This is a genomic window from Leekyejoonella antrihumi, from assembly GCF_007845645.1.
In the GTDB taxonomy this organism is placed as follows: Bacteria; Actinomycetota; Actinomycetes; order Actinomycetales; family Dermatophilaceae; genus Leekyejoonella; species Leekyejoonella antrihumi.
Window position 1 is genome coordinate 23,026 of record NZ_VCQV01000046.1, and the last position, 11,451, is coordinate 34,476.

Consider the following 11,451-nt stretch of genomic DNA (forward strand, 5'->3'; position numbering starts at 1 on the left):
GCCGGCTGCGACAACGGCAGATTGCACCGATCGGACATTCTACCGGCAGCCCTCCCGGCGAAAGGCAGTACGGAACCTTGACCCAGCGCCGCTACCAGATCGCTCATTCGCCTCAACAGGTTTGGCTCTCGCACCGGACGCGGCTTCCACCGACCCTCGGCGCGGCCGCCACTATGGGTCTTCGCTCCGGCCACCAACCACTGTTCCTAATTCTGAGTACCGGTACCCAGAACGCACTGAGGGCGCCAAGCATTTCGGGGTGTGGCCCCTGTCGGAGGCTGCCCAGGCCTGCTTCGGTGCCCAGGAGTGGCCAGCAACGCATTCGGCGCCGCAGGCCACGATCGAGTTCGAGGTAGACGACGTCGAGTCTGCTGCGGCAGGCTTCAAGAAAGCGGTCATGTCTTGGTCCACCCGGTCCGTACCGAGCCATGACGATCCGCTATTGGGTTTGAGTTGCGGGAACCTCGGACGTCGGGGCACTCTGTTGTGCGTCGCAACTGTCGGACCAGTCCTGGGCCAGTAGCCCCAAGATCGCGTCGTCGGTGAAAACCCCATTAACCCAGCCAGATTGCCTTAACGTGCCTTCACGGCGAAATCCGGCTCGAGCGGCGGCGGCGATCATCGCAGCATTGTCCGTCAGGGTCTCCAACTGCAATCGGTGAAGGCCACGTGTGCGAAATCCGTAATCGGTGAGAACGGTAACGATGTCAGTGCCCAAGCCCCGGCCACGGAAGGCGGGCCGTAGCGACAGACCGAGGTGGGCCGATCGGTTGTGCAAATCAATGCCCCACAGCGATGCTTCTCCGGCCAGGTCGCCAGTGGCTCGCTCAACCACCGAGAAGACCGCAGCTGACTCCGACGGCGCAGGCACGGCATACGGGGAACGTGGCCCGGACGGGATGGGGACCCAGCCTTGAAGATGCGAACGGGAGCGGCCCGAAACGTTTTCATAAAGCTCCGCGTGCAAAACGGCCACGTCATCTTCATGACGCGGTCGTAGGCAGACCAACTTGCCAAGCAGCATCTGCAATTCATACAGCAGCGAGTGATCGACGGGCAACCGGCTTACCTGCCGCTCGCGCGCAACGCCTTCCCCGCTCCACCGATCTGCGATTGGCAATCGGCGACGCGTCCAGGGATGCTCCGTATGGCCACCCCTGCGGGACGGGAGGACCCCATCCGCCGGTCGTTCGTCTCGTCACCGGTGATCGTTCCATCTTCGGGACGCGGCGAAGGTTCCTCGACGGTTGTTCGTGCGCAAGGTGCCCCATCGGGCAGTTCCGCACCCCGCAGGTGGATCGGCTGCCGGGCACTGTCCAAGCCGTGGCGCCAGCGCCTGGGCAAACGAACACGCGATCAGCCGCGCGAGAGCGGACGCTGACCAACTCTGCTGATAACCAGAGCAATAGCGGCAACCGAGAGCCCCAACACAACCTCGCCGGCGAACACGGCGCCGCTTCCCGACACAGCATCAACCGGGTCCTTCTCCACCGTGTCATAGACAATCCACGCCACGGGCTCAAACACCAGCAGTAACCCAAGCAGCACCAGCTTCCCGCGGCGAGCGAAGCGACTGCTGATCGCAGTGACAGCAGCAGCGCCCGCTGTGCCACCGACAAGGAACGTCAGATTGTTGCGGGCAGTCTCAAAGTTTGACCATGTGCCAGAGTGTCGCCGTCGTCGCATAGAACGCGGCCAGGCTCAACAGGGCTGCGAGACCTCCGACCAGCCCCGAGGTGACAGATCGACGAGAAGCAACCGCCCCGGCAGCGATCGGGAGCACCAGCCACGGGGCACTCAGATTCCCAAGCACCATATGCCAGCCCCCGCCAGTCCCCTTCAGCACAGCGAACAGCACGCCGAACAACGTGCTCCCGCCCAACAGCAGCATCACTGTGAACCCTCGGCGTGGCCGAATCGCGCGGGCAAAGCCCCACTCGTTCGAGTTCATCTAGCCATCCCTCCACCAGACGAGGTCACAACAGGCAGTGTGCATCTGGTCTCCTCGGTCCTGCTCATCTCGAGGAGCGGCACGACCGAGACGCTCCGGCCGATCACCGTAAACCGATCCGCGTAGGGGATACCGCTACCCGTCGGGCCGCAACTCCTCTTCGAGGATTTCGTCGCACAGGCGTACGCACTCGTTGCAGATGAAGACGCCATTCGATCCGGCGATCAGCTTGTCCACGGCACTCTTGTCCTTCCCGCAGAAGGAGCAGCGCAGCGAGGCACTCACCAGGGGACTGTCCTGGAACGGTGAGCCCGCGATTTGCCGCATAACGCCGCCACTGGGCGCTCCGATTGTGGAGGCTCCGGCTGCTTGTGCGGCAACCGCTATAAGTTGACTCGCCCCTCGGTGGACGTATGGCGCGCCGGCCGAGCGTTGCACGCCTCTCGGCGTCACGCCGCAGAGGTCGCAGCTTTCGGCGCGACCGTCGACCAGATCGCAATTCTCAGTTCTTCCACCCTGTTTTAAAGCGAAGAACTGCGATCTCGACAACGCGGAGGATGCCGGGCGACCCGTTATGGAACTCACCATCACGGTCCCGCACGTCGCTCTTCGTCCTTGCCCTCACCACTGCTTGAATCAGAGGGACGCGATCAGCGACTTCACCGCGGCCAGGCCGAGAGCCGACAGGTGTGGGGCGGTGTCTCGGTAGTAAATCCAGCCGCTGATGGCCGGCGCCAGGGCAAAGCCTCGTGCTCTGCGGTACGCCGCCTCGTCAAGGCCGACGGCCGCGCGATACAAGGTAGCCACGGACGCGGGCAGGTAGCCCCACATCGCGTTGAGCTCGATGGCCGGATCTCCGCGACCGGCAGCGCCCCAATCGATCACGGCGCCAAGTCGGCCGTCGCGCACCAGCAGGTTGCCCTCGTGCAGGTCCCCGTGGAACCACACGGGGTCCCCGTCCCACGCCGGCGCCTCGACGGCATCACGCCACACGGCCAGCACATGGTCTGGATTGACCTCGGTCGTGTCGGCTCTTGAGGTCCACGTGCGAACCCACTCGTCGAGCGATGGCAGTGGACCGCCGCGACCCTCGGTCTTCACCGGTGCGTCCATCCCGGGGACGCTGCGGAGATCGCGGACGAATGCACCGAGGCTGGTCGCCCACCCCTCCGGGTCGAACGTGTCAGGCGTCGGCGTCTCGCCCTCGAACCAGGGCACGACCGTCCAGTGCCACGGATAGCCCTCTGCCGGCCGACCCAGCTCGATCGGCGCGGGAATTGGTGTCGACAAGTGGGGTGCCAACCGTGGCAGCCACGTGTACTCACGCTCCGCCGAGTCGGCCGCCCAGTCGATCCTTGGCATCCGGATCAGCAGCTCGTCGCCCAACCTGAAGAGTTGGTTGTCGGTGCCGACCGGTGGAAGCCGGGTGAGGGCATAGGACGCCCAGTTCGGGAACTGTTGATCCACGAGTCGGCGGACCAGCTCGTCGCTGATCGCGATCTCACCCACGTGCATTCCGCTCACACTCGCCATCGGCTATGACGCTAATCGGTGACCTAACCGCCGTTGCCACCGGGATGAGCCAACCGTGGGACGTGCCGGTCGGCGGATTGCCGACCCGGTCGCATGCCGCTACGGGTGGTGGCTAGCGTGGAAGACGTCATCCATCCGAAGAAAGTGAGCCGTCATGGCCGAGGACCTCTACCCACCGGCAACCCGTGAGATCGGCGAGCGTCGCAAGGAGCTCGCGCCGCAGATCCACGAGGCGTTCGACAACTTCAGCAAGGCGGTCTTCGCCGAAGGGGCCCTACCCGAGAAGACCAAGCAGCTCATCGCGGTGGCCGTCGCACACACCACCCAGTGCCCTTACTGCATCACCGGGCACACCAAGCTGGCCAAGCGCAAGGGCGCCTCGTCGGAGGAGATCATGGAAGCGATCTGGGTTGCCGCCGAGATGCGCGCCGGCGGAGCCTACGCCCACTCCACCCTGGCACTGCACGCCCTGGGTGAGACCGAGCCGCACAACCACTGACGGTCAGGCGGCCAGCCGTATGCCGAGCAGCGCGTCGAGGGCGGCCTCCACCTGAGGTGACGGCCGGCCATTGCGGGGCGCCGACTCTGCCCAGGCGTCCACCGCAAGCGCCGCTGCCGGCGCGTCCAGGTCCCTTGCGAGTGCCGCCCGCAGCTGGGCGATCAGGTCCCCTGCGCCGTGGTCGCCGGCTTCGCCGAGCGCGAGACGCCACGCCGCAAGCCGCGCGGTGGCCCGGTCGAGCAGGTCGCCGGTGTACTCCCACTCCGTACGGTAGTGCTGTGCCAGCAGTACCAGGCGGATCGCCATCGGGTCCACGCCATCGCGGCGCAGATCGGAGACCCGCACGAGGTTGCCCTTGGACTTGCTCATCTTCTCGCCGTCGTAGGCCACCATCGCCTGGTGCGCGTAGGCATGCGCGAAGGGCTTCTGGCCCGTCAGGGCGACCGCCTGCACCGCGCTCATCTCGTGGTGCGGGAAGATCAGGTCGGTGCCGCCGCCTTGCAGGTCGAACCCCATGCCGAGGTGATCCAGGGCGATGGTCGTGCACTCGATGTGCCAGCCCGGCCGGCCCTCGCTGACCGAACCTCCGGTCCAGGAGGGCTCCCCCGGCCGCTTGGCCCGCCAGAGAAGCGGATCGAGGACGTCACGCTTGCCGACGCGGTCGGGGTCACCGCCGCGGTCGGCGAACACCTCCAACATCTGATCGCGGTCCCACCGACTCACCGCACCGAAGGTCCCCTGCCGTCCCAGGTCGAGGTAGACGTCCTGCGCGCCGTCGGCGCCACCTTCGCCAGGAGGGACCGGCAGGGCGTAGGCCGCTCCGGACTCAAGGAGCGCACTCACGCTGGCGATGTGCCGGTCCATCGTCTCCACCACACCGACGTAGTGGTCCGGCGGGATCACCCGCAGTGCGGCCATGTCGGTGTGGAACAGCTCGATCTCGCTGTGCGCCAGCGCCTCCCAGGAGACTCCGTCCCGCTCGGCCCGCTCCAGCAGCGGGTCGTCGATGTCCGTGACGTTCTGCACATAGCGCACCGGGTGCCCGGCGTCGCGCAGCACGCGCCCCGCCAGGTCGAACGTCACATAGGTGGCGGCGTGACCGAGGTGCGTCGCGTCATACGGCGTGATGCCACAGACATACATCGTGGCGGTGTCGGCGGGCTCGAGCGTGGTGAGCGCACCGGTGCCGGCATCCCAGATCCGAAGGTTGTGGCCTTCGCCTTGGACGTCGGGCAGCTCGGGTGCAGGCCAGGAATTCACACGCTCAACCCTAAGCACCCCACCATTGGCTCACCACAGCGGCCAGGGCAGCGGCGTCCGGTCGACCGGAACCGCCGGGAACCGCCCAGCCGTGAGCAGATCGCAGACCCGGGCTCGCAACGCCATCATCTCGTCGCCGTCCAGCAGCAGCTGCAGCCGGTCCGAGAGGTCGCCGTCGAGGGCCTCCAGGACCTTGGTGAGCCTGTCCCGCTCCGCCGGGGCAAGACGCTCACCGGCAAAACCCCACAGGACCGTGCGGAGCTTTTCCTCGACGTGGAAGCAGAGGCCGTGGTCGATGGCCCATAACCGATCGCCATCGACAATCATCGCGCTCCCCTTGCGGTCGGCATTGTTGAGCACCAGGTCCAGCAGCGCGAGCGCCCGGACCTGATCCGAAGAGGCATGCGAGACCACCAGCGGCTCGCCTTGCGGGTCTTCCGCCGTCAGCACCTCGACGAAGCCGTCCGGCACCTCCCGGGGCCGGTCCAGTCGCACCAGGCCGGAGTCGTCCCAACCCGTCAGCGGACCGACCCACTGCTGCACCGACCCGGATCCCAGCGGGCCGTCCCGCAGCACGGTCGGCGGCACGACGTGCCAGCCGCCCGACTGCGCGACCAGCCAGGCCGCGACCTCGCGACACGCCAGCGTGCCTTCAGGAAAGTCCCAGAGCGGCCTCTCGCCTCGAACCGGCTTGTAGACAGCCGGTATCCGCTCGCTCCCCTGGCTCAACCAGACACGCAGAACGACATTGGACGCCTCGACCAGGCGTCCTTCGATCTCGAGCTCACCATCGGTCAGCAGCCCGATGACGGCGGCGCGCTCAGCGCTTGTATCCGTTGGCACGGGGGCAGATGTGACCCGTCGTCTCCAACGGGCCACCACAGAAGGGACAGGGCGGGCGTCCGTCGGCGACGGCTGCCAGGCCACGGCGGGCGAACTCTCGCGCCAGATCGGGGCGCAGTATGACGCGCACCATGCTGGCGTCCGGATCGGTCACCTCGACGATCTCCTCACCGTTCTCGTCCGGCTCCAGGGCCACCTGGCGGTCGTGACACTCGATGATCACCGCGGCCAGGTCCGCCTCCCACGCGAGGCTGAGTGTGCTCACTCGAAACTCATCGTCGATCGGAGTGGTGAGGGGTTCGTTGTCCTGAGGCGCCTGCGGCATGTCGGCTGTCGCATCGACCTCGTCGAGCAGCTCGTTGACCCGCTCCGCGAGGACCTGCACCTGCTCCTTCTCGAGCGACATCGACACGATCTGGCGACCCTGCACGGCCTGCAGGAAGAAGGTGCGCTGGCCAGGGGGACCCACGGTTCCGGCGATGAACCGGTCCGGGTTGTCGAAGTCGATCTGCGGCATACCTCGACCTTAGGTGGCCCGACCGTCGGCGTCTGCACCGGTTGCGCCACCGGGCGTGGCGTCACCGGGGGCGATGTCATCCTTCGGCGTCGGCAGCAGCGCCGTCAGATCGGCGGTCCCGTCGTTCATCCGCAGCACGAACGCCCGTTTCGGTGTGTACTGCACGACGCTCAGCGATCCCGGACTCACCACGATGCGTTGGAACTCGTCCAGCGCGAGCCCCAGCGCCTCCGCGAGGAGAGCCTTGATCACGTCGCCGTGGCTCACCGCCACCCACACCGAATGTGCACCGTCGCGCGCCTCCACCTCGGCGTCGATGCGCCGCACCGCCGCGGTCGCCCGGTCCGACATCGCCCGCAGCGACTCCGCGGGAAACTGGCCGCCGGACGGAAAGGTGGCCTGCGAAGGGGTGTCCTGGACGGTTCGCCACAGCGGTTCCTTGACCAGGTCGGCGATCTTGCGGCCCGTCCACGCGCCGTACCGGCACTCCCCCAGCCCCTGGTCGTACTCGACCGCGACTCCGCGACCCTCGTGCTGCTTGGCCAGGATTGCCGCGGTCTCCTGACAGCGCTTCAACGGACTGGACACGATGCGTGAAACCTTCACCGGCGCCATCCGCTCGGCGAGGGCACCCGCTCCGGCGCGACCCGTGTCGTCCAGTGAGACCCCCGGCGTCCAGCCGGCAAGCACGCCAGAGGTGTTGGCCGTCGATCGCCCGTGCCGGACGAGAAGGAGCAGCGCCACGCCTACGCCAGCCCTTCCCGCTCGAGCAGCTCCGCCATCATCCGCACCGTCTCGACCCGCTCGTCCAGGCTGTCCCCGGCGGGCGCGACGTTGATGGTCGTCACCCCGGCATCGGCGTAGGCATGCATCCGGGCCGCGATCCGGTCCCGGGAGCCGATGAGGGCAGTCCGGTCGATGAAGTCTCGAGGCAGCGCCGCCGCGGCCTCACGGGGCTTGTGGTCCAGGTAGAGGTCCTGCACGGTCTTGGCCGCCTCCGCAAAGCCCATCCGGGCGGCCAGGGCGTTGTAGAAGTTCTGCTTGCGCGACCCCATCCCACCCACGTACAGCGCGGAGTTCGGGCGCAGTCGGTCTGCGGCCGCATCGAGGTCGTCCGAGACGCTGACCGCCACCAGGGGTGCCACGTCGAACCCGGCCATCGGCCGGTCGGCATGGCCGCCCTTCACCCGGCCCCGCTCGATCATGGCCAGCTGCTCGTGGACGTATTCCGGGCTGACGAAGATGCCCAGCCAGCCGTCGGCGATCTCACCGGTGAGCTCGAGGTTCTTGGGGCCGATCGAGGCCAGATAGATCGGCAGGTGGGCCCGTTTCGGATGCAGCAGCAGCCGTAGCGCCTTGCCCGGCCCGTCCGGCAGCGGCAGCTTGAAGTACGTCCCGTCGTATTCGACCTTCTTGCGTCCCACGGCCAGCCGGATGATGTCGACGTACTCACGCGTGCGCCCCAGCGGATGGTCGAAGCGCACCCCGTGCCACCCCTCGCTGACCTGCGGACCGGAGACTCCCAGCCCTAGCCGGTACTTCCCGTCGGTGATCGAGTCCAGGGTCGCCGCAGTCATGGCCGTCATCGCGGGACTGCGACCTGGGATCTGCATGACGGCGCTGCCCCACTCGATCCGGCTGGTGTGCGCGCTCAGGTAGGCCGCCAGCGTGGCCGAGTCGGAGCCATAGGCCTCCGCGAGCCACGCCACGTCATACCCGCACTCGTCGGCGGTCGTCGCCAGCCGGCGCATCGCTTCGAGGTCGTCCGTGCCCGTCGTGCCCCAGTAGCCCAGGTTGATGCCAAGTTTCATACCCCGACGCTAGCCCACCGTGCCCCACGAAGTCCTCGCTGCGCTCGGTACTTCGCGAGGACCCCCGGCCCCACCGTGCCCCACGAAGTCCTCGCTGCAACCCGTGCCTTACCCCGCCCGCGGTCGGCGAGGGCCTACGGTGTGAGCGTGCACATGCGAACGGCTGGCCGATCCGGGCTGCGAGTGAGCGCGCTGGCGCTGGGAACCCACGGCTGGGGCACCGATGTCGACCCCCATCTGGCGGCCGAGCTGTTGTCGACGTATCGCGAGTCCGGCGGCACGATGATCGACACGGCATACGGCTATGGGGACGGAGCCAGCGAGGAGATCGTCGGTGCCCTTGTCGGCACCGACCACCGCGACGACCTCGTGCTGTGCACCAAGAGCGGCCTGTCACGCGATGGCGACGGAGTCCGCGTCGATACCTCCCGTGGCGGCCTGCTGCGGCAGCTGGACACGTCGCTGAGCAGGCTGCGCACCGACTACGTCGACCTGTGGATGGTGCATGCGTGGTCCGACGAGGTGCCGCTGACCGAGACGCTTTCAGCGCTGGAGCACGCCGTGCGCACCGGTCGCGCCCGGTATGTCGGGGTCTCGGGTTTCCATGGCTGGCAGCTGGCTCGAGCAGCGTCGCTGCTCGAGCAGGTGCGGGTGCCGCTGGTGGCCAGTGGCGTCGAGTACAACCTGCTGGAACGCTGGCCCGAGCATGAGCTCGCTGCGGCCGCTGCGCATCTGGGGACGGGCGTGTTTGCCTGGTCGCCCCTTGCCGGCGGTGTGCTGTCGGGCAAGTACCGCCACGGCGTGCCTGCCCAGTCGCGGGCGGCCGCCGGTCACCGGGTGGCGCTCCTGCGCGAGGGCAACGGCCCTGTCGTGGAGGCGCTGGTGACCGCCGCCGAGGGGCTGGGCGTCACCGCCACCGAGGTCGCCCTCGCCTGGATCCGGGATCGTCCGGGAGTGTCTGCCGCGGCCGTCGGTGCGCGCACGCTGATCCAGTTGCAGGCAGCCCTACGCAGTGATGCCTTGACGATCCCGGATGAGGTTGGCCACGCCCTGGACGAGGTCTCGAGCTAACCCCTCAGCGCTCGTCCTCGTCGAAGTCGAGCTCATCGGCATCGTCATCGCTCAGCCCGACGTATTGCGAGGAGCTGTCGTCCTCGTCCTCGTCGAAGTCCTCATCGTCGTCATCATCTCCGGCGTCGTCATCGAGGTCGTCGTCATCGTCCCCGCTGTAGACCTCCAGCGGTGTCACCTCGCCGTAGACATCGAGCAGGACGTCGTCGTAGGCCTCGAAGGCGTCCGCCAGGTCCCGGTATGCGGCGACTACGGTCGGATCGTTCTCACCACGCCGGGACGCGGCGGCCTCGAGATGCCGTTCGAGGGCGCCTACGAGAGAGGTCAGTGCGGCACGCGGATCGGCGGTCATGATGCAGACGGTATCGGCTTTGACGCAGAATGGGCAGCAATGATCCAGTATGAATACCGCGTCCTGGAATTCGGACGCGACATCAGCCGCAGTGACATCCGTCAGTCGCTGACCGATCACGCCGAGTACGGCCACTGGGAGCTGGCCCGCAGCTGCCTCTATCTGGGCGGCCGCCGGCGCGTGTGGCTGCGCCGGAAGATCATCCGCGTTCAACGCACCGCCTGAACAGCCGTTCTTGACTCCTCCGCTGTTTGACCGACGGTCGCCATGAGTTGCCGCTGGGTGGGCGTATGGGGCGCGGTCGATCGTCAGGCGCCGACGACCCACTCGGCGTAGAACACTCCGAGGCCCGCCGCGACACAGAGGCCGCAGATGATCCAGAAGCGGATCGTGACAGTGACCTGGTCCCAGCCGAGCAACTCGAAGTGGTGGTGGACCGGCGTCATCCGGAACAACCGCTTGCCCACGCCGCCGTTCCGGCGCTTGGTCGCCTTGAAGTAGCCCACCTGCAGGATCACCGACACCGTCTCGAACACGAAGAGGCCGCCCAGGATGATCACCAGCAGCTCGGTGCGGGTCATGATCGCCAGGCCGGCGAGTGCGCCGCCGAGCCCGAGGGAGCCGGAGTCGCCCATGATGATCTTGGCCGGTGACGCATTCCACCACAGGAATCCGAAGCAGGCGCCCGTCACGCAGGCGGCCACCACCGCGAGGTCGAGCGGGTCGCGCACGTTGTAGCAGGTGGACGAGGTGCTGGATTGGCAGTTCTGGTTGAACTGCCACACGCTGATCAGCAGGTAGGCGCCGAATACCATCACGCAGGCACCGGGAGCCTGCCCGTCCAGGCCGTCGGTGAGGTTCACGCCGTTGCTCGTGCCGGTGATCATCAGGTTGGCCCAGAGCACAAAGAGGATCACGCCGAGCACGGGGCCGGCGAGCGCGAGGTTGAACCACGTGTCGCGCACGAACGAGATGCGGTAGCTGGCCGGCGTGATGCCGCCGCGGGAAAACCTGGTGGCCAGGATGGCAAAGATGACCGCGACAAAGGTCTGGCCGATGAGCTTCTCCCGGGAGCGTAGGCCGAGTGAACGTTCGTGGGTGATCTTCGTCCAGTCGTCCAGGAAGCCGACGAACCCGATTCCGACCATGAGGAAGAGCACCAACATGCCGGAGGCCGTGGGCGGGTCCCAGGTGAGCAGGTGCGCCAGCGCGTACCCGATCACCGAGCCGGCGATGATGACGATGCCGCCCATCTGGGGCGTGCCGCGCTTGGTGTGGTGAGTCGTCGGTCCGTCGTCGCGGACGAACTGGCCCCAGCCCTCGCGTCGGGCCAGTGCGATGAAGTAGCGGGTGCCGACCAGCCCGATGAACAGTGCGACCAGCGCGCCGATGACTACGAGTTTCACCGGCGCCGCTCCCGTGCGGGGGACGGCGCCGCGGGAATGCCCAGCGGCCTACGGATGCGTCGGTCCATCGTGCGGAAGAAACCCCCTAAGAGATTCCGCGGATAGGCGCGGTCATTGCGGCGTGTCACGCAGCGAAGCAGGCACAGGCCCCGGTAAAAGACGGGTTGTCGAGACTCGCCAACATCACCGGGAGGGCCTGTGCCTGCCG

At 67.3% G+C, this 11,451-nt stretch carries 13 protein-coding genes and 1 pseudogene; 3 read left to right on the forward strand and 11 right to left on the reverse strand.

The window, feature by feature from the left end; translation table 11 throughout:
• Window positions 1-439 precede the first annotated feature (439 nt).
• The 4 genes and pseudogenes from FGL98_RS22020 to FGL98_RS22035 form a co-directional block, all read right to left on the reverse strand.
• Window positions 440-1,060, reverse strand: a complete 621-nt coding sequence (locus FGL98_RS22020) for a GNAT family N-acetyltransferase (RefSeq protein ID WP_222432340.1) — start codon at window positions 1,058-1,060, stop codon at window positions 440-442.
• Between the two features lie 585 nt (window positions 1,061-1,645).
• A complete protein-coding gene (locus FGL98_RS22025; protein WP_146320550.1) occupies window positions 1,646-1,951 on the reverse strand; it encodes a hypothetical protein in 306 nt (101 codons plus the stop codon).
• Window positions 1,952-2,101: 150 nt separating this feature from the next.
• Window positions 2,102-2,278, reverse strand: a pseudogene (locus FGL98_RS22030) (ClpX C4-type zinc finger protein); the annotation flags it as partial.
• A gap of 309 nt (window positions 2,279-2,587) precedes the next feature.
• On the reverse strand, window positions 2,588-3,484 hold the full coding sequence (locus tag FGL98_RS22035; protein WP_222432341.1) for an aminoglycoside phosphotransferase family protein: 897 nt from the start codon (window positions 3,482-3,484) through the stop codon (window positions 2,588-2,590).
• Window positions 3,485-3,638: 154 nt separating this feature from the next.
• Here FGL98_RS22035 and FGL98_RS22040 point away from each other — a divergent pair, with 154 nt between their 5' ends.
• Complete coding sequence (locus FGL98_RS22040) at window positions 3,639-3,983, forward strand: carboxymuconolactone decarboxylase family protein (RefSeq protein WP_146320553.1); 345 nt, start codon at window positions 3,639-3,641, stop codon at window positions 3,981-3,983.
• A 3-nt stretch (window positions 3,984-3,986) separates the two neighbouring features.
• Here FGL98_RS22040 and mshC read toward each other — a convergent pair whose 3' ends face one another.
• From mshC to FGL98_RS22065, 5 genes are read right to left on the reverse strand one after another with little or no spacing between them, the layout of a single operon-like run.
• Window positions 3,987-5,243, reverse strand: coding sequence for a cysteine--1-D-myo-inosityl 2-amino-2-deoxy-alpha-D-glucopyranoside ligase (gene mshC / locus FGL98_RS22045; protein ID WP_146320556.1), 1,257 nt, complete (start codon window positions 5,241-5,243; stop codon window positions 3,987-3,989).
• 30 nt (window positions 5,244-5,273) lie between these two features.
• Window positions 5,274-6,086, reverse strand: coding sequence for an SCO1664 family protein (locus FGL98_RS22050; RefSeq protein ID WP_146320558.1), 813 nt, complete (start codon window positions 6,084-6,086; stop codon window positions 5,274-5,276).
• On the reverse strand, window positions 6,064-6,603 hold the full coding sequence (locus FGL98_RS22055) for a DUF3090 domain-containing protein (RefSeq protein WP_146320560.1): 540 nt from the start codon (window positions 6,601-6,603) through the stop codon (window positions 6,064-6,066). Before FGL98_RS22055 ends, FGL98_RS22050 begins: the two co-directional genes overlap by 23 nt.
• Before the next feature lie 9 nt (window positions 6,604-6,612).
• Window positions 6,613-7,347 (reverse strand): MSMEG_4193 family putative phosphomutase, encoded by a 735-nt coding sequence (locus tag FGL98_RS22060; RefSeq protein ID WP_146320562.1) that lies wholly within the window; start codon window positions 7,345-7,347, stop codon window positions 6,613-6,615.
• A 2-nt stretch (window positions 7,348-7,349) separates the two neighbouring features.
• The gene (locus FGL98_RS22065) at window positions 7,350-8,414 is read right to left on the reverse strand and encodes an LLM class F420-dependent oxidoreductase (RefSeq protein ID WP_146320564.1); all 1,065 of its coding nucleotides are present in this window, start codon (window positions 8,412-8,414) and stop codon (window positions 7,350-7,352) included.
• A 153-nt stretch (window positions 8,415-8,567) separates the two neighbouring features.
• On the opposite strand from FGL98_RS22065, the gene FGL98_RS22070 reads away from it, so the two are divergent.
• On the forward strand, window positions 8,568-9,485 hold the full coding sequence (locus FGL98_RS22070; protein WP_146320580.1) for an aldo/keto reductase: 918 nt from the start codon (window positions 8,568-8,570) through the stop codon (window positions 9,483-9,485).
• Between the two features lie 4 nt (window positions 9,486-9,489).
• Here the strand turns inward: FGL98_RS22070 and FGL98_RS25570 are convergent, their stop codons facing one another.
• Window positions 9,490-9,837 carry a hypothetical protein gene (locus tag FGL98_RS25570; protein WP_186526317.1) on the reverse strand — a complete coding sequence of 116 codons (348 nt, stop codon included), beginning with the start codon at window positions 9,835-9,837 and terminating at the stop codon, window positions 9,490-9,492.
• Window positions 9,838-9,876: 39 nt separating this feature from the next.
• On the opposite strand from FGL98_RS25570, the gene FGL98_RS22080 reads away from it, so the two are divergent.
• Entirely contained in the window at window positions 9,877-10,062 is a 186-nt protein-coding gene (locus FGL98_RS22080) for a DUF5703 family protein (RefSeq protein WP_146320566.1), read from the forward strand.
• 83 nt (window positions 10,063-10,145) lie between these two features.
• On the opposite strand, the gene mraY is transcribed toward FGL98_RS22080, so the two are convergent.
• Entirely contained in the window at window positions 10,146-11,243 is a 1,098-nt protein-coding gene (gene mraY / locus FGL98_RS22085; RefSeq protein ID WP_146320568.1) for a phospho-N-acetylmuramoyl-pentapeptide-transferase, read from the reverse strand.
• Window positions 11,244-11,451: the final 208 nt, after the last annotated feature.